The sequence below is a fragment of the Streptococcus periodonticum genome, from assembly GCF_003963555.1.
Lineage (GTDB): Bacteria > Bacillota > Bacilli > Lactobacillales > Streptococcaceae > Streptococcus > Streptococcus anginosus.
Map to the genome: position 1 here is coordinate 1,636,573 of NZ_CP034543.1, position 17,205 is coordinate 1,653,777.

At 41.3% G+C, this 17,205-nt stretch carries 16 protein-coding genes and 1 pseudogene; 6 read left to right on the forward strand and 11 right to left on the reverse strand.

Going from position 1 to position 17,205, the window contains the following annotated elements; translation table 11 throughout:
- Positions 1–15: 15 nt before the first annotated feature.
- The 5 genes from trxA to EHW89_RS07965 all read right to left on the reverse strand — a co-directional run bounded on the left by trxA (position 16) and on the right by EHW89_RS07965 (position 5,260).
- A complete protein-coding gene (gene trxA / locus EHW89_RS07945; RefSeq protein ID WP_049516905.1) occupies positions 16–330 on the reverse strand; it encodes a thioredoxin in 315 nt (104 codons plus the stop codon).
- Positions 331–537: 207 nt separating this feature from the next.
- Entirely contained in the window at positions 538–1,956 is a 1,419-nt protein-coding gene (locus EHW89_RS07950) for a C69 family dipeptidase (RefSeq protein ID WP_003026411.1), read from the reverse strand.
- Between the two features lie 62 nt (positions 1,957–2,018).
- The gene (locus EHW89_RS07955) at positions 2,019–4,349 is read right to left on the reverse strand and encodes an endonuclease MutS2 (protein ID WP_126467762.1); all 2,331 of its coding nucleotides are present in this window, start codon (positions 4,347–4,349) and stop codon (positions 2,019–2,021) included.
- Between the two features lie 60 nt (positions 4,350–4,409).
- Positions 4,410–4,958 carry a CvpA family protein gene (locus EHW89_RS07960; protein ID WP_126467763.1) on the reverse strand — a complete coding sequence of 183 codons (549 nt, stop codon included), beginning with the start codon at positions 4,956–4,958 and terminating at the stop codon, positions 4,410–4,412.
- Positions 4,955–5,260, reverse strand: coding sequence for a hypothetical protein (locus EHW89_RS07965; RefSeq protein WP_126467766.1), 306 nt, complete (start codon positions 5,258–5,260; stop codon positions 4,955–4,957). The genes EHW89_RS07960 and EHW89_RS07965 overlap by 4 nt, the downstream gene beginning before the upstream one ends.
- A gap of 85 nt (positions 5,261–5,345) precedes the next feature.
- On the opposite strand from EHW89_RS07965, the gene rnhC reads away from it, so the two are divergent.
- The 4 genes and pseudogenes from rnhC to EHW89_RS07990 form a co-directional block, all read left to right on the forward strand.
- Entirely contained in the window at positions 5,346–6,236 is an 891-nt protein-coding gene (gene rnhC, locus EHW89_RS07970; protein WP_126467768.1) for a ribonuclease HIII, read from the forward strand.
- 3 nt (positions 6,237–6,239) lie between these two features.
- Positions 6,240–6,854, forward strand: a complete 615-nt coding sequence (gene lepB, locus EHW89_RS07975) for a signal peptidase I (protein ID WP_021002137.1) — start codon at positions 6,240–6,242, stop codon at positions 6,852–6,854.
- A 383-nt stretch (positions 6,855–7,237) separates the two neighbouring features.
- Positions 7,238–9,592 (forward strand): SF1B family DNA helicase RecD2, encoded by a 2,355-nt coding sequence (gene recD2, locus EHW89_RS07985; protein WP_126468099.1) that lies wholly within the window; start codon positions 7,238–7,240, stop codon positions 9,590–9,592.
- A gap of 51 nt (positions 9,593–9,643) precedes the next feature.
- Positions 9,644–10,060 (forward strand): annotated as a pseudogene (locus EHW89_RS07990) (transposase); the annotation flags it as partial.
- Positions 10,061–10,382: 322 nt separating this feature from the next.
- Here the strand turns inward: EHW89_RS07990 and EHW89_RS07995 are convergent.
- Positions 10,383–11,072: a gamma-glutamyl-gamma-aminobutyrate hydrolase family protein gene (locus tag EHW89_RS07995; RefSeq protein ID WP_126467770.1), complete on the reverse strand. Its 690-nt coding sequence runs from the start codon at positions 11,070–11,072 to the stop codon at positions 10,383–10,385.
- A gap of 239 nt (positions 11,073–11,311) precedes the next feature.
- On the opposite strand from EHW89_RS07995, the gene EHW89_RS08005 reads away from it, so the two are divergent.
- Both EHW89_RS08005 and galU read left to right on the forward strand, forming a co-directional pair.
- Positions 11,312–12,328 carry an NAD(P)H-dependent glycerol-3-phosphate dehydrogenase gene (locus tag EHW89_RS08005; protein WP_106384686.1) on the forward strand — a complete coding sequence of 339 codons (1,017 nt, stop codon included), beginning with the start codon at positions 11,312–11,314 and terminating at the stop codon, positions 12,326–12,328.
- A gap of 27 nt (positions 12,329–12,355) precedes the next feature.
- Positions 12,356–13,255, forward strand: a complete 900-nt coding sequence (gene galU, locus EHW89_RS08010) for a UTP--glucose-1-phosphate uridylyltransferase GalU (protein WP_126467774.1) — start codon at positions 12,356–12,358, stop codon at positions 13,253–13,255.
- 556 nt (positions 13,256–13,811) lie between these two features.
- Here the strand turns inward: galU and EHW89_RS08015 are convergent.
- Genes EHW89_RS08015 through tsaB form a run of 5 tightly spaced genes read right to left on the reverse strand, consistent with a single transcriptional unit; the run spans position 13,812 to position 16,949 of the window.
- A complete protein-coding gene (locus EHW89_RS08015) occupies positions 13,812–14,135 on the reverse strand; it encodes an AzlD domain-containing protein (RefSeq protein ID WP_126467776.1) in 324 nt (107 codons plus the stop codon).
- A complete protein-coding gene (locus tag EHW89_RS08020) occupies positions 14,125–14,820 on the reverse strand; it encodes an AzlC family ABC transporter permease (RefSeq protein ID WP_126467778.1) in 696 nt (231 codons plus the stop codon). Before EHW89_RS08020 ends, EHW89_RS08015 begins: the two co-directional genes overlap by 11 nt.
- A gap of 2 nt (positions 14,821–14,822) precedes the next feature.
- The gene (gene tsaD / locus EHW89_RS08025; protein WP_117645105.1) at positions 14,823–15,836 is read right to left on the reverse strand and encodes a tRNA (adenosine(37)-N6)-threonylcarbamoyltransferase complex transferase subunit TsaD; all 1,014 of its coding nucleotides are present in this window, start codon (positions 15,834–15,836) and stop codon (positions 14,823–14,825) included.
- Entirely contained in the window at positions 15,829–16,269 is a 441-nt protein-coding gene (gene rimI, locus EHW89_RS08030; protein ID WP_003026437.1) for a ribosomal protein S18-alanine N-acetyltransferase, read from the reverse strand. Before rimI ends, tsaD begins: the two co-directional genes overlap by 8 nt.
- On the reverse strand, positions 16,266–16,949 hold the full coding sequence (gene tsaB, locus EHW89_RS08035; protein WP_049506824.1) for a tRNA (adenosine(37)-N6)-threonylcarbamoyltransferase complex dimerization subunit type 1 TsaB: 684 nt from the start codon (positions 16,947–16,949) through the stop codon (positions 16,266–16,268). The genes rimI and tsaB overlap by 4 nt, the downstream gene beginning before the upstream one ends.
- Positions 16,950–17,205 lie beyond the last annotated feature (256 nt).

A 17,205-nucleotide genomic window follows, 5' to 3' on the forward strand; every position in this document is an offset into this window, starting at 1 on the left:
CAAGCCTTTTCTTTTTTAGCTTAATTCGGCTACAATAGCTTTTAATTGTTCTTTGGTATGAACACCGACAACTTGCTTCACCACTTGCCCGTCTTTTTTGAAGATGAGGGTCGGGATTGACATAATCCCAAATTCAGCTGGTGTGGCTGGATTTGCATCCACGTCCATTTTGAAGATCTTCAATTCGTCTTCATGTACTTCTTCGGCTAATTTTTCCAAAATCGGTGCCTGCATGCGGCAAGGACCACACCATGCTGCCCAAAAGTCAATGAGGACAAGTCCGTCTTTTGTTTTTTCTGCAAAGTTTGCATCTGTAACTGCTGCTACCATATTATTCTCCTCTGACGATGACCAATGTCATCGCTCTATTTCATTTCTTGACATCATTCTACACTAAAAGGGAGCATTTGCAAAATATTTGCTACGGAGCGAGGACTCCTCCGCAAATTAGTATTCAATAATTTTCCAAAAACGAACTTCTATTCGTTAGCAATTACTTGAGACGAAGCATTTGTAGGGGCAGAATGTGCTACGGAGTTAGTCGCTCAAAGAAAAATGATTGGTCATCAGATTGCTGGCGTCTAGCAGGATTTTATTCAGAAGTTGGTCCGTTGCTTCTTGAATTTTATCGCTTAGGGCTTGATTTTCTGCTTCGAAGTCAACTATTTCTCCCTTTTCTAAGGCACAATCCACGCGCCCTAACATTTCATGTCCCAAAGCCATGGTCGTTTCTTGGTAATCATCCAAATCTCCCAGATGACTAGAAAAATGCGCGTCAGCCAAAGCTGCAATTAAGCGATTGGTCCAGTAGAAGGAATCCGTCGAAACCTTGTCCGTCGTGTTGGCAAAGTAGGCTGGTGTTGTAGAGACTTGGGTAAAGAAAGGCACGGCTGTATTGTAAGGCATAGAGCCATAGGACAACCATTGGATGCCCGTCGTTTCCTGTGGTTTATTGGGTCTCAACTGCAAGATAGATGTTTGACTTGTGCGGTTAATCCCAATCGTGCGGAAGGTCCGCTGACTGTGATGACTGCCTTCTAAGCCATAAGGGTCATAAGGAGAGTCTTGGTAGTGGCTGCTAAGGACATACTTGACATCTTCAATCGTGATTTTACGGTAGGGTTTTTGACACCAAGGAAGGAAAAAGGAGCGCGGGTCTTGCTCAATTTCTGGATTGAGAAAACGCTGAATATCCCAAGCACGCGGTGTATTGTAATGGCGGTCTTTGTCACGCTGGCTACCAAAAGCATAGCGCGGATTGAAAGATTCCCCGTCATAGTTGAGATTCAAATTATTGCGACGAATAAAGTCTTTCAAATCAGGATCACAGAGGAAATATTCGGGATTGTCAAACTCAAAATAATCCATTCCCAGCTGATTCGGATTGGTTACATAGGCGTCATCGGGCACCCGGCGAGCTAGCCAATGATGTCCACCGATTGTCTCCAACCACCAGATTTCATTCACGTCAGAAAAGGCAATCCCGTTTGACTCATAGGTGCCGTATTCTTCAAGAATCTTCCCTAAACGCAACACACCCTCACGCGCCGTTTTGATATAAGGCAACACCAAGGTCAGCATGTCTTCTTCTCCGATACCAGTCACCACCAAAGGATCTGCTCCCAGCACTCGGCTATTCGTGGTAATCGTCTCTGTCTCGCTCATGGCTACATTGTAAACATTGATACCAGCTTCACCCCAAATCCCGTCTTTTGCAAGAGCGTCCGGTACACTGGTGTAGCGAACTGGATTGTCCGGCAAATCTATCTCAAAGCTTGATAGTACAGACTTGTAATGCCGCGGCTGATCTTCTGGGTTAACAACAATAAATTTCTTGGGCGTAAATACACCATTTTGTGAATCTTCTGTACGTGCAATCATAGTTGAACCGTCATAACTCGCTTTTTTCCCAACCAGAATCGTTGTACAAGAATCTTGTATTCCTTTTTGTCTCATAAATATTTCCTCTTTTCAATCTTTCTTCTTTATCATGAACAGTTTTGTTCACCAACTCTGCATTACTTAAACACCACAATAGTTGCTCCGCTACCCCCAGCATTTTGCGGTGCATAGCCAAAACTCTTGACATGCTTATTGCGACGGAGATATTTGGTGACGCCTTCGCGAATGACGCCCGTCCCGATCCCGTGGATAATGTCTACCTGCGCCATATTGTTGAGCAAGGCTTGGTCAATAAAGGCATCCAGCTCTTGCATGGCTTCTTCGTAGCGCTTGCCTCGCAAGTCCAATCTGGCTCTTGGTCCGCTTGTTGTCGTCCGTTTCACCACATTGACCTGCTTTTTCTTAGGCTGTTCTTTTTCAGCTTTGAGCAGGTTAAACTCTGCTTCCTCCAAGGTCATTTTGATGAGCCCAACTTGTGCTTCCCAGCGACCGTCTTTGAGCTGATTGACAAGCGTGCCTCTCTGACCGTAGCTAATCACCAGAATATCGTCTCCCACTTTTGGTTTCCGTGCTTTTTTGGCTTGCTTCAGCACCTTGTTTTTCGACAAATCCACCGTTTCAGGAGCCAATTTTTTCAGTTGACTTTTGGCTTCAATAATTTCGTGCGGTTTAAGACTAGCCTTAGTATGTAGATTTTTGAGAATCGTATCACTCTCGGTCAGCGCCACATCAATGATTTCCTGCGCTTCCAGCCTTGCCTTATTTAGCTCAGTTTCTTTTTCTCGATTAAACTCATTATAGAGCTTTTTAAGGGCGCGGTTAAATTTGAGATTTTCTTGCTCCACCTCTCGGATATTATCCAACCGCTTGCGGCTTTCCAAGGTCTGCTCTTCCAAGCGCTCAATAACGCGATTGACATCGCTGTCCGTGTCAGTCAATTCTTGAGCATCCTTGACCACTCTATCAGACAGACCTAAACGCCTTGCAATCTCAAAAGCATTGGAGCGACCCGGCACTCCCTGCATAAAGCGATAAGTTGGTCTTAGACTTGCCGTATCAAACTCCATGCTAGCATTTTGTACGCCAGCCATTTCAATCCCATAAGCCTTAAGCTCTGGGTAATGAGTCGTTGCCATTGTCTTGACCTGCCGCAGCCGCAAGTCCTCAAGGATAGCCATTGCAAGAGCTGCTCCTTCCTGCGGATCGGTTCCAGCTCCCAGCTCGTCCAAAAGCACCAAAGAATTTTCATCTGACTGCTCTAAAATGGTAACAATATTGGTCATGTGGCTAGAGAAAGTCGATAAGCTCTGCTCAATAGACTGTTCGTCTCCAATGTCCGCAAAGATTTGGTCAAAAATCCCCACTCGACTCCCTTCATCTGCCAAAATAGGCAGGCCAGACTGTGCCATAAGCTGAGCCAAGCCTAGGGTTTTGAGCATAATGGTCTTTCCGCCTGTATTCGGACCCGTAATGACAATCTCAGTCAAATCTGCCGCAAAGTACAGGTCATTAGCTACTGCATTTTCTATCAGAGGATGAGCAACATGGAGCAGTCGAATATCCTGACGGTCAGACAGCTTCGGTACTACCGCTCCTCTCTCCTGCATAAAGCGCACCTTAGCTCGAACAAAGTCCAGATGTCCGATAATCCAAGCATTATTGGCAATTTCAGCAGCATGCGGGCGAATGCGTTCTGATAATTCTTGCAAAATCCGCAAAATTTCATAGCGCTCGTCTGCCCGCGCATTGGTGATTTCTTCATTGAGATTGACCACCGCCCGTGGCTCGATATACACCGTGTTGCCACTAGCAGAAATATCATGCACCACGCCTGAGATACGATGGCGGAATGTATTTTTGACCGGCAAAACATTGCGACCGTTTCGACTGGCTACTACTTGATCTGCTAGCATATCGCCCTTGGTTTTGAGAATATCTTGCAAAATATCTCTCACTTGAACTTCATTTTCTTGAATTTTTCGGCGAATGCGAGCCAAATTATCACTAGCAAAACTTTCAACAAATCCTCCCTCATTGATAGCCTGCAACGCTCCTTGCAAGCTCGGAAAAGAAACCAAATTTTCAAAAAGCCGATTCAATCTTTGCAACTCAACATTTTCCAAATCCTCATAAAAATCAGTCAATTCTTGCGTGACAGCCAGAACCCGCTTCAGAGCAAGAAATTCTTCAATGTTTAAGTCGCCTTCCAGCTCCAAGCGCTTGGTCAAGCCCGTAATGTCTTGGGTCGTAGCCAGACTGAAATGTGGATGCTGTACAAAAATCTGCTGCATGTCCGTCATTTCTAAGAATGCTGTCTCCAGCCTTTCTTGTTTATTGGACGGGAACAGCTGCTGCAATTCCAAGTACCCTTGTTCTGTCAGAAGATAGGGTTCAAAGAGCGCCTTGATTTTCCCAAATTCTAACGTTTCTAAAATTTTTCTATTCATATTCTTATCTTTCCTGATGAAAAAGAAACTCAGCTAGCACCACCAACTGAGTCTTTGTATTTATCCGATGATTTTGGTCACCCAGAGTTGTTTCAACATTCCTGAAGTAATTGGTGTGTGACTGATGATAAATCGAGCTAAACCACTGGCATTGAGATGATTTTGAACAAGTGGTAAGGGAATCGTTGCTAAAACGGTCAGCAGCATTTGAATTCCAAATAAAGTGACGCAAACAGCTAAAGCACCACTAGCAACATTGTACCAACGCTCATTGGCTTTCTTGTTTGGCACCAAGTGAATAAAAATCCCAATAAAACGGGCTATGCTATAAACAATCGTATAAACTGCTAAATAAGCCAGACCGGCATAAAAAACCTTATCCAACTGGAACAATTGGCCGCTGGGAAAGAAATAGGTAAATGTTCCTTCCTGTGCACTGGCGTAGGGAACTAAAAGATTGATTTGTTCACCCAGAGATTGGTACAGTTGCCCTGCAATAATTGCTGAAATAACCGCCGAAACAGTATAATAAGCCTGCAAAACAATCCCACGCGAATAGCCAATGTAAAAACTCCAAGCCAAAATCAGCAAAATTACTAATGAAATCATAGGATCCCCTCTTGCTCACTAACCTTTTGCTTGTTGGCTTCTAACACTTTTTTACGAAGTTCTTCCAGCTCTTGCTCCTTGTCATCGAACTCAATCTCACGTGACAATTGCGTCGCTAAACTATTGACTGCCAGCAAAATAGCTAATGTTTCATCATCTGCCGCAGGCATCTTCTCTTTAATTGCGTGATATTTTTCTGTTGCAACCTTTTCAACTTCTTCCATGAATAAATTATCGTGTTCTGTTGTTAAGGTTACGCTTTTCTTTCCGAAAATAAATTTGTATCGATTTAAGTTTGCCATAAAATCACCTCAAAATATTATACCAAAAGGAAGCGATTTTGTCAGTTTTTAAAGAAATTTATAACTTTTATGGTACAATAACAATATGGAAAGTATTACTTTACAACCCAGTGAGAAACAAATTCAAGATTTTGTTGCCCAATACCAGGCACAGCTTGTTTCTAGTAAAAATCCTTATATTCGTTATCTTTTTAAGCTTGATAAGGCAACTGCCTCCATCTACACTTCAGGAAAAGTCCTCTTCCAAGGAGAAAACGCAGAGCAGGCAGCACAATTTTTTGGCTATCAGTCTTCCAGAGAAGAAACGACAGTTCCTCAGCAAAATTGTCCTCTTATCGGGACAGATGAAGTCGGCAACGGTTCTTATTTCGGCGGACTTGCTGTTGTGGCATCTTTTGTCACACCAGAACAGCATAGGTTTCTACGAAAGCTGGGAGTTGATGACTCTAAAAGCCTGACAGACCAGAAAATCAGGCAAATTGTTCCTTTGTTAAAGGAAAAGATTCAGCACCAAGCTCTGCTATTGTCCCCCCAAAAATACAACGAAGTCATTGCTTCTGGCTACAATGCGGTGTCTGTCAAGGTTGCTCTTCACAATCAAGCCATTTATCTACTCTTGCAAACGGGAGTGCGGCCTGAAAAAATTGTTATTGATGCCTTCACAAGTGACAAAAATTATCAGAAATACGTCAAACAGGAACGCAATCATTTCTCAAATCCTCTCACTTTAGAGGAAAAAGCGGAAGGAAAATACTTAGCCGTAGCAGTCAGCTCCATGATTGCCCGTGACCTCTTTTTAGAAAATCTTGAAAATTTAAGTCAAGAGCTCGGCTATGAATTGCCCAGTGGAGCAGGAGCAAAGTCCGATAAAATCGCAAGTCAGCTTCTTCAAGCCTACGGCATAAAAGGCTTAGAAGCGAGTGCAAAACTGCATTTTAAAAATACTGAAAAAGCGAAGAAACTTCTAGAAAGGTAAGTTATGCAAACAAAATCAACTACTTTTTCAAAATTTATGAAAGAATGGGGATTGTTTATCCTCTTCATGGCCGTTCTTTTCTTATCACGCGCCTTTCTTTGGGTTCCTGTCAAGGTAGACGGGCATTCAATGGATCCAACCTTAGCTAATGGAGAATATCTATTTGTTGTCAAACACTTGCCTGTCAATCGCTTTGATATTGTCGTTGCAAGTGAAAAAGACGAAGATGGAAAAACCAAGCAAATTGTCAAGCGGGTGATCGGTCTTCCTGGAGACACTATCCGCTACGAAAACGACCAACTATATGTAAATGGCAAAAAGGCCAACGAACCTTATCTTAAAAATTACCTCGCGAAGTTTAAAGATGATAAATTGCAGGCAACCTATTCCTATAACAGTTTCTTTCAGTCTTTAGCAGATAAAGCTCAAGCCTTTACGCAGGATGCAAATGGGAACACTAGCTTTACCATTGAAGTTCCAAAAGACGAATACCTGCTTTTAGGAGATGACCGTCTTGTCTCAAAAGACAGCCGTCAGGTGGGAACATTTAAAGCCAATCAATTGCAGGGCGAAGCAAAACTCCGTTTCTGGCCTTTGAATAGAATCGGCACTTTCTAATCCCAAACAAGTCTATTTTGATTCGTTGGAGCTGGGCAAAAAGTATTCCAGCTTCTATCAGATTTAGGAATAAACGAATAACGCAGCTTCAACAATTTAGTGAATTGTTGAAGGCGGGAAATCAGCCTTGCATGGCAAGCCACCGTGATTGCTCAAAGCACTGCTTTGAGGTGGCAGATAAAACTTGCGAAGCAAGTATCAAAGCTGTTCGCTTTTCAAGCTCAGAAGAGCACCTTTGACGAAAACTTCGTTTTCTTCATCTGCAACCTTAAAGAGCTTGATAGCTGTTTAAGCACCCTTGCGGGGGTGGGACTACGAACTAAAAATTTTCAATTTTTAGTTCTGCCCCACTCCCATTCTTTTAACATTGATACAGGAAGATGATGGAATTTTACTTTTCAGGCACCATTGAACGCATTATTTTTGAAAATCCCAGCAGTTTCTTTCGGATTCTGCTGTTAGATATTGACGACACCGATGCAGATTTTGATGATTTTGAGATTATTATCACGGGCACCATGGCGGATATTATGGAGGGCGAAGACTACACTTTTTGGGGAAATCTCGTGCAACACCCTAAATATGGTGAACAACTCAAAATAACACGCTATGAGCGTGCAAAGCCAACCAGCAAAGGCTTAGTCAAATATTTTTCAAGCGACCATTTTAAAGGGATTGGTGTAAAAACAGCGCAAAAAATCGTGGATCTCTATGGCGACAACGCGATTGATAAAGTCTTAGCAGAGCCAGAAAAATTAAAGGATATTGCAGGTCTTTCTGCTAAAAACCGTGAAGCCTTTCTCACAAAACTAAGACAAAATTACGGCACCGAGAGAATCCTTGCCAAGCTATCTGAATACGGTATCCCGAACAAGCTTGCCTTTCAGATTCAAGATTTTTACAAAGAAGAGACTCTCGAAATTGTCGAACACTATCCTTATCAGTTAGTGGAAGATATTCAAGGAATAGGATTTAAAATTGCCGACCAACTGGCGCAAAGCTTAGGAATTGAAAGTACTGCTCCAGAGCGCTTCCGTGCAGGATTACTCCACACACTTCTAATCCAGTCCATGGAAAAAGGCGACACCTATCTTGAAGCTAAGGAATTGCTAGAGGGCACGATTGAGCTCCTCGAAAGTTCTCGTCAGATTGAGTTAGACTCAAGTTCTGTTGCGGATGAGCTGGCACATTTGATTGAAGAAGATAAAGTTCAAAATGTTGATACAAAGATTTTTGAAAACAGTCTCTTTTTTGCCGAAGAAAGGATTCGCAGCAGTCTCCTACGCATTTTAGAAAAAGGGAAGCAAAACAAATTTGAACCGAAAAAAATCGAAGCTGCTATTACCCAAATCGAAATTGAGTTTGCCATTTCCTATGATGTGATTCAAAAACAAGCGATTTGTGACGCTATCAATCACAAAATTTTTATCCTAACGGGTGGTCCCGGAACGGGAAAAACGACCGTCATCAATGGAATCATTGCTGTTTACGCTCTGCTGAATGGGTTGGATTTGCGTAAATCTCACGATTTGCCTATCCTTCTAGCAGCTCCGACTGGGCGTGCTGCCAGACGCATGAATGAATTAACAGGGCTTCCAAGCGCTACGATTCATCGGCATTTAGGCATGACAGGAGACGATGACACTAGCCATTTAGATGATTATTTGGACGCAGACTTTATTATTGTCGACGAATTTTCAATGGTAGATACTTGGTTAGCCAATCAACTCCTCAGCAATATCTCTTCCAACAGCAAACTTCTCATTGTCGGAGATGCTGATCAGCTGCCTTCTGTCAGCCCCGGACAAGTGCTGGCAGATTTACTGAAAATCCCTCTTCTTCCACAGACCAAATTAGAAAAAATTTATCGACAAAGCAAAGATTCCACTATCGTTACCTTAGCCAGTCAGATTCAAAAAGGCATCCTGCCAACTGATTTTATAGAAAAAAAGGCTGACCGTTCTTATTTTGAAGCGCGTAGTGAACATATTCCGCAGATGATTGAACGTATTGTAGAAGCTGCTATCCGCAGTGGCATTCCAGCTCAAGATGTGCAGGTACTTGCGCCTATGTACCGCGGACAGGCTGGGATTGACCACATCAATCAACTCATGCAAAATCTAATCAACCCTGCTGAAAAAGAACAACTCGTCTTTGAAGCAACGGATTGCCAATACCGACAAGGCGACAAGGTGATTCATCTGGTCAATGATGCGGAAAGCAATGTGTTCAACGGTGACTTGGGTTATATCACCGATTTGCTGCCAGCAAAATATACGGACTCTAAACAGGACGAATTGACTATCAACTTTGACGGCAATGAGATTGTTTATCAACGCAGTGAATGGTATAAAATTCGTCTGGCATACGCTATGAGTATCCACAAATCTCAGGGTAGTGAATTTCCTGTAGTCATTTTACCGATTACATCCAGCAGCCACCGTATGCTGCAACGCAATCTTATCTATACTGCTATCACCCGTGCCAAGAGCAAATTGATTCTTCTTGGGGAAAAGTCTGCCTTTGACTTTGCTGTCAAAAACACTGGCACAGCTCGCAATACCTATCTAATCCAACGCTTTTCAGACCTCCTAACTGATGAAAAAGTTATACACACTTCTGTGAATAATTTGGAAACAACTGTGGAAAAATATATCTTGACTGAGGAAAATTTCTTGAAAATCAACCCTATGATTGGAATAACGGATGAGGATATTCAAAGTGTTTTTGGAGAATGATAGAAAAAAGTGGCTCTTTGTCAACTGTAGTGGGGTAATGAAAAGCTAAGATTGAGAGAGGATGAGATTCTTCTCTCCATCCCTGGTATCGCTGAAACAACAGCCACCTCTATCATAGGCGAATTAGGAGATATTCGCCGTTTTCAGTCTGCCAATCAAATCAACGCCTTTATTGGAATTGATCTCAGACACTACGAATCTGGAAACTTTCTGGCTTAAGAACACATCACCAAACGGGGCAATCCTCATGCCAGAAAAATTCTCTTCAAGACCATTCACAACATTGCTTCGGCCAGTCATACCAATCCTTGCCACATTGCAGACTTTTATGAGAAACGAAAAAGACAATCGCAGACGACTTCAACTAAGCCTCATACGATTGCCTCAATGCATCGCCTCATAAGGACAATGTATTACCTCATTACGCATAACAAACTTTACGATTACACTTTAACCCAAAATCATTAAAGCCGTCTATGCATTATCATTGTAACACCTTACAAAAAATTTCGCTAGGTATGGTGTTGATTTTGTGTACTCTTTTTCTAATCAAAAAAACCGAAAAGGGCTAGGATAAACTATTAAAATCAAATCAATCATCAATTCTTTGACTGAAAAACATTGAATTGCTTGACAAATGGTAGAAAAAAGACCACCTCTTTGGTGGCCCTTATAGGGAGATTATTATGAAAAAGTTTAGGATTTCTATCAAACAAAGTTAGGAGGTCTTCATTTGATGATGCTATTATAAAATGATTTTCTTAAATGAAGCTTAAGCTGCATTTTAAATTTACAATTTCTGCAAAAGATACTGAAAAAGTTCTAGATTCCCTTTTTCTTCATTGACTAAAAACTCTGGGTGCCATTGAAGCCCAATGATCCGACTATCATCTAGCGACTCAATCGCTTCAATGGTTTTATCCCTAGGATCAAAAGCTGTTGCGCGAAAATTCGGTGCCAAATCTTTAATACTTTGTCGGTGGACAGAGTTAATCTGACTAGCACGACCGAACAATTCTTCAACAATGCTGCCTTTCTCAGTTTGAATAGAATGAGAAGTTCCAAAAGGTAAGCCCTGCCAATGGTTGTCAATATGCTGATTGAGCGTTCCATCAAAAGCAACATTGACCAACTGCAAGCCTCGGCAAATTGCCATAATTGGTTTTTCTTGTCGAATAGTTTCTGCTAACAGAGCCAGCTCAAATTCGTCTCGCACCATATTGTAATCATCACTCTCAATCGTCCGCTTTTCTCCGTAAAAAGTGGGGTGCACATGTTGTCCCCCAGACAAAATCAGCTTATCAATACTCTCAACATAATCCTTCACCAAGCTTTTATCACCAACAGGGATAATCATAGGCAATCCACCAGCGATTTTGATACTCTCAGCAAATTTACTAGAAACGGACGGGTGAATATTTTTACCTTCCTTATCAACAGGACAAAGATTAGCGGTCACTCCAACAATCGGTCTGCTCATACGATTCCCTCCTCATTGATATACACAATCTTACCACCCGTCCAATTGATTTTTTTAAAGGTCGTGATAAATAGTTTTTATACTGGCCACAACTCCTGCCTCATTACACTCTTTTTATGCACTTTAATCAGCCTTTATTCTTATAAAATAATAACTTATAAAAACAAGCTACTACTAAACAAGAAATTTATCGCTTTCTATGGTAAAATGAAATTAGAAAACTCTATAAGGAGAAGAACATGGAAAAACAAACAGTTGCTGTTTTAGGCCCTGGTTCATGGGGTACTGCCTTGGCACAAGTATTAAATGACAACGGACATGAAGTTCGTATTTGGGGCAATATTGCCGAACAAATTACTGAAATCAACGAGCACCACACTAACAAACGGTATTTTAAAGATATTGTTCTTGATGAAAAGATCACAGCGTATTACGACTTAAAAGAAACCCTTGATGGCGTGGATGCTATCCTTTTCGTCGTTCCAACCAAGGTCACACGTCTTGTAGCCAAACAAGTAGCCGAGGTGCTGGATCATCCAGTTAAAGTGATGCATGCTTCAAAAGGTCTGGAGCCCGACACTCACAAACGACTTTCCATGATTTTAGAGGAAGAATTGCCTGAACAATTCCGTAGCGAAATCGTCGTTGTCTCTGGTCCCAGCCACGCTGAGGAGACTATCGTTCGCGACATTACTCTCATCACAGCAGCTTCAAAAGACTTAGAAACAGCTAAATACGTCCAAAACCTTTTCAGCAATCACTACTTCCGTCTCTACACCAATACAGATGTCATCGGTGTGGAAACAGCGGGTGCACTCAAAAACATCATTGCGGTCGGAGCAGGGGCTCTTCACGGTCTTGGCTATGGTGACAATGCAAAAGCCGCTATTATCACGCGTGGCTTAGCAGAAATCACCCGTCTCGGTGTCAAACTCGGTGCCAGTCCTTTAACATATAGCGGTTTATCCGGAGTGGGAGATTTAATTGTCACAGGAACCTCCGTTCACTCACGCAATTGGCGCGCTGGTGACGCTCTTGGTCGCGGTGAAAAGTTAGAAGATATCGAAGCCAACATGGGCATGGTTATTGAAGGCATTTCCACCACCAAAGCTGCTTACGAACTCGCACAAGAACTGGGTGTCTATATGCCAATTACTCAAGCGATCTATCATGTGATTTATGAAAGCCTTAACATAAAAGACGCCATTTATGATATAATGAATAATGAATTCAAAGCTGAGAACGAATGGTCGTAATTAGCTACTACAAAAAAGGAGGGTCATATGACTCAAGTAAGAAAAGCTGTTATCCCTGCTGCTGGACTCGGAACTCGTTTCTTGCCAGCAACCAAAGCGCTCGCCAAAGAAATGCTGCCTATTGTTGACAAACCAACTATTCAATTTATTGTTGAAGAAGCGTTAAAATCCGGTATCAAAGACATTCTGGTTGTAACAGGTAAATCCAAACGCTCCATTGAAGACCACTTTGATTCAAATTTTGAATTGGAGTACAACCTCAAAGAAAAAGGTAAATCTGATCTTTTAAAACTCGTAGATGAAACGACTGGTATCGGTCTTCATTTCATTCGTCAAAGCCATCCACGTGGGCTTGGAGACGCTGTTTTACAAGCCAAAGCTTTCGTTGGGAATGAACCTTTCGTTGTCATGCTAGGTGATGACCTAATGGACATTACAAATGACAAAGCAGTACCACTTACCAAGCAATTGATGAACGATTACGAAGAAACACACGCTTCAACTATTGCTGTCATGAAAGTGCCACACGACGAAGTTTCTTCTTACGGTGTTATTGATCCACAAGGTGAAGGAGTAAATGGACTCTACAGCGTTGAAACTTTTGTTGAAAAGCCAAAACCAGAAGACGCACCAAGTGATCTCGCCATTATCGGACGCTACCTACTAACACCTGAAATCTTCTCCATCTTGGAAACACAAAAGCCAGGTGCCGGAAATGAAATCCAGCTGACAGATGCTATTGATACTCTCAACAAAACACAAAGAGTATTCGCTCGTGAGTTCACAGGTGACCGTTATGATGTCGGCGACAAATTTGGCTTTATGAAAACATCTATTGACTATGCCCTCAAACATCCTCAAATCAAAGACGATATGAAACAATACGTTATTGAGTTAGGCAAGAAATTAGACAAAAAAGAAAACTAACAGATAGCTGTGATGGGTGGCACCTATTCCTAATCAATTGTTCCACGGAACTCTAATTGATTAAAGTCAAAAGTGCTTTTCCAATCACTACATTTGTTGGGAAAACAATAGCTTGTAAAAAGTTTGGGATAAAAAGATTTCAATTTTTAAAAATCTTAATTATTAAGCCCTTCAAATCTATAATTAAATGCGAAAAGCGAACAAAGCAGAATTCTGATTACCAGAAAACTAGTTTTGTTCGCTTTTTATACTTGAGGTCGGACTTTTGTCCCTGCCTTATTTTTTGATATCCAAAATTCTTAACGAAGTAGATAATTGCTCAAAGAACTGACTTGAGGTTATAGATAGAGTTTGCGAAGTAAGTCTCAATACTGCTAAAAGCCCCTTTGGAAATGAAAATAGTAACCGCAAATCTACTTTATAACAAGCTCTCATCCTGCTCAATCTAAATAAAAAGCTCATTAAAATCCTGAATAGTCTGTTTTAGATCTTAAACGGTTATTTTAACTAAAACTCCGCCCTAGTGATTTCCTAAGACAGAGTTATTTCTTTAAAGTTAAAAGATAAATCGCAGAATAGCTACCAATATCACACTAAAAACTACAGCCATCACTAAGTTGCGATAGCGAAAAGCAATGTATATTGTCGGAAAAACGGCTACTAAATCTAGCCACTTGAAGGTTGGCAAGTGTCCTACTTCTCCCTTGGTAATACTGGATAAAATCAATGCAGAAATAATAGAGACTGGTAAATACTGTAAAAATCGTTCTACAACTTTAGGTAAGCCGCGATATTTTACCAAGATAAAAGGAGTCACCCGTGCTAGCCACGTCACCAAGGCTGAGAGAAGAATGGCGACAAATATATAATTATTTATCATCTAGTATTACCCCCACAGCACAGCTTAATAAGGTTGAAAATAACACAGCTAATGAAGAAGAGATTACCATTATCAGAGCAAAGAATGACAAAGTGACCACAACTAAAATCACCAAAAGTTTTTGAAGTTTTGTTTTATGGAGCATCACTAAAAATTGGGAAGAAAAAATCCCAATAAACATGCCCACCAGCGCAAAATCCAAGCCAAACATTTCTGGATTTGGCAAAAGACTTCCTAATGTCGTTCCGACCACAGATCCGACAATCCAAGCAAGGTAGCTCGTAATGTTATTGCCGTACATCCACTGAAGCGAAATATCCTTTGTATGGACACGCTCACTTAATAAAACGCCATAGGTCTCATCTGTCAAGAGTATTCCGATACCGATGTTTTGCAAGAGACTTGCATGCCGAAAAAAGGTTGATGTATGAAGGCTCAGCAAAAACAACCGCAAATTGATTAAAAAAACTGTCAGAGCAATAGCTGTTACCGGTGCGTGAATCGCAAGAAGTGCTAGCATAGCAAACTGAGCACTTCCTGCATAGACTAAACTGCTCATGAGTGCCATTTCAAGAGGACTGACATAAGAAGCGCCAATAATTCCACAAGCTAGTCCAATACTAATATACCCAAGAGCCGTTGGCATCGCTGCCTTAGCCCCATCCTTAAAACTTTTTCCAATCATATTTATTCTTCCATTGTGTCAAATGCCAGACTTGGCTTAGCATTCAAGCTCAATGTTGCAAGATTCCCTTTATTCCACTCACTGACGCTCGCATAAGCAATCATTCCTGCATTGTCCCCACAGAGACGCAAAGGCGGTATGACTACCTTGATATCTGTCATTTCAGCTACTAAACGTTCACGTAAACCTTGATTAGCAGCAACACCGCCCGCAACGACTAAGGTCTTAACAGGATATTTCTCCAAAGCTTTTTTTGTTTTTGCCATGAGAATATCTAAAACAGCAGCTTGAAAACTAGCAGCCAAATTTTCTTTCGACAAACTTTCACCCCTTTGCTCCGCATTGTGACAGAGGTTGATAAAGGCAGACTTCAACCCAGAGAAAGAAAATTCTAAATTATCCTCTTTAATCATCGCTCTCGGAAAATCATAAATATCTTGTCCTTTATGGGCCAATTCATCTATCTCACGCCCAGCTGGATAAGTCAATCCCATCACACGACCAACTTTATCATAAGCTTCTCCAACTGCATCATCGCGTGTTTCTCCGACAATCTGATAATCACCAGCTTCGCTAACATAAACCAATTCCGTATGTCCTCCACTGACTAATAATGCTAAAAGAGGGTATTCTAATTTCTCAACACTCTGAGCCGCCATCAGATGACCTGCCATATGATTGACAGGAATAAGCGGTAAATGATGTGCCCACGCAAAAGACTTGGCAGCTGCCAACCCGACTAAGAGGGCGCCTACCAGCCCTGGTCCATAAGTTACTGCTACTGCAGTCACTTCTTTTTCTGTAATACCAGCCTCCGCAAGAGCCTCCTCAATGCAAGCTGTGATAACTTCCACATGGTGACGGCTAGCCACTTCCGGTACCACGCCACCAAAACGTTTATGGCTCTCAATCTGGCTGGCAATAACATTGGATAAGAGTTCAGCGTCATTCTTTAAAACTGCCACGCTAGTCTCATCGCAGGAGGTCTCAAAAGCTAAAATATATCTGTCATTCATTGTTTTCTCTTTTCATTACAATCGCATCTTCCACTGGCTCATGATAGTAATTCTTACGCCGAGCGATTTTTATAAATTTCTCTTTTTGGTAAAATAGCAGAGCTGCTTTGTTGGATTCTCTCACTTCGAGAAAAATCTCTTTGTCAATTGGCAGATGTTCAAACAAAGCGGTCGCAATTTTTTGTCCTTGATAGGCTTTCTTAACCGCAATTTGTAAAACTTCCGCTTCAAAATCCGACCCTTGAAAAGCCAGAAAGCCAATTAAATTTTGAGCTTCCAAAGCTAAAACATAAACCGACAAAGGATTTTGTAAATCTTTCTCAATCTGCTCTATATTCCAAGGACTGACAGCATACACATCTTTTAATACTTGGTAAATCTGCTCTGCCAAATCAGCAACCTGCTTTTTTTCATCTTTTTTAATCTCAATCATAAGCGCTTGATGTAAGAATCGCTCGTTTCTTGATGGTTTTTGAGCCAATTCTCTTCTGCTTCCACTCGCTTGAGGTAATTCGGCACAAAATCATGAACAGAACGATCCGATAGTTGCAGACCGATTTTAGCAAGGAGCACAGCGCTTGGCAGGGTTGCTTTGATAAGAGCTGCTGGCAAAGCGGATTGAATCTGCTCCGCAAAATTTTCCACTTCTCCTACAAAAGTTACCTGAGAAGCAGACTTGGCTTTTTCTAACACTTCTTCAAAAGATAAATGAGCTTCTGGCTGAACTGCTCTGCCATTTTCATAAAAACCAGCATAGACATGATTGCGTCTAGCATCCATGAGAGGAATGACCAAGCCGTCAATGTCCTCTGGCACCAGAATTCGCAAGCTAGAAACTCCTACCAAATCTATTTTAAGCGTATGTGCTAACGTTTTGGCTGTTGCCACAGCAATTCGCAAACCTGTATAACTACCCGGACCTTCTGCAACCACAATGCGTTCTAAGTCAGTTGGTTTTAAATCCAAACTTTCCATTAAAAAATCAATAGCCGGCATCAATGTAACGCTATGATTTTTCTTAATATTTATCGTCATCTCAGCAAGCAAACTCTCATCTTCTAAAATCGCAATTGCTAGGGCTTTGCTGGATGTGTCAAAAGCTAAAACTTTCATTCTTATCTTTCCTTTGTGATAATCTACTTTCTATTATACTACAAAAAATACGGATTTCCTCAATATGATTTCCAAAAAAACAAGACCTTTTGAAAATCGTTTTCCTAGTTTTTCTCACTTCTTTCTTTTACTAAATAACCTTTTTATGATATAATGATTATAATTGTAACGTATCAAAATCAATTTATTACCCAGAAAATCAAATAGATGGAGACCGCCCTTGAAAATAAGGTGGCTATTTTCTGGTAGATTGATT

Coding starts and splice junctions, on each gene's coding strand:
- trxA (WP_049516905.1), bottom strand. CDS start 330: ATGGTAGCAGCAGTTACAGATGCAAACTTTGCAGAAAAAACAAAAGAC.
- EHW89_RS07950 (WP_003026411.1), bottom strand. CDS start 1,956: ATGAGACAAAAAGGAATACAAGATTCTTGTACAACGATTCTGGTTGGG.
- EHW89_RS07955 (WP_126467762.1), bottom strand. CDS start 4,349: ATGAATAGAAAAATTTTAGAAACGTTAGAATTTGGGAAAATCAAGGCG.
- EHW89_RS07960 (WP_126467763.1), bottom strand. CDS start 4,958: ATGATTTCATTAGTAATTTTGCTGATTTTGGCTTGGAGTTTTTACATT.
- EHW89_RS07965 (WP_126467766.1), bottom strand. CDS start 5,260: ATGGCAAACTTAAATCGATACAAATTTATTTTCGGAAAGAAAAGCGTA.
- rnhC (WP_126467768.1), top strand. CDS start 5,346: ATGGAAAGTATTACTTTACAACCCAGTGAGAAACAAATTCAAGATTTT.
- lepB (WP_021002137.1), top strand. CDS start 6,240: ATGCAAACAAAATCAACTACTTTTTCAAAATTTATGAAAGAATGGGGA.
- recD2 (WP_126468099.1), top strand. CDS start 7,238: ATGGAATTTTACTTTTCAGGCACCATTGAACGCATTATTTTTGAAAAT.
- EHW89_RS07995 (WP_126467770.1), bottom strand. CDS start 11,072: ATGAGCAGACCGATTGTTGGAGTGACCGCTAATCTTTGTCCTGTTGAT.
- EHW89_RS08005 (WP_106384686.1), top strand. CDS start 11,312: ATGGAAAAACAAACAGTTGCTGTTTTAGGCCCTGGTTCATGGGGTACT.
- galU (WP_126467774.1), top strand. CDS start 12,356: ATGACTCAAGTAAGAAAAGCTGTTATCCCTGCTGCTGGACTCGGAACT.
- EHW89_RS08015 (WP_126467776.1), bottom strand. CDS start 14,135: ATGATAAATAATTATATATTTGTCGCCATTCTTCTCTCAGCCTTGGTG.
- EHW89_RS08020 (WP_126467778.1), bottom strand. CDS start 14,820: ATGATTGGAAAAAGTTTTAAGGATGGGGCTAAGGCAGCGATGCCAACG.
- tsaD (WP_117645105.1), bottom strand. CDS start 15,836: ATGAATGACAGATATATTTTAGCTTTTGAGACCTCCTGCGATGAGACT.
- rimI (WP_003026437.1), bottom strand. CDS start 16,269: ATGATTGAGATTAAAAAAGATGAAAAAAAGCAGGTTGCTGATTTGGCA.
- tsaB (WP_049506824.1), bottom strand. CDS start 16,949: ATGAAAGTTTTAGCTTTTGACACATCCAGCAAAGCCCTAGCAATTGCG.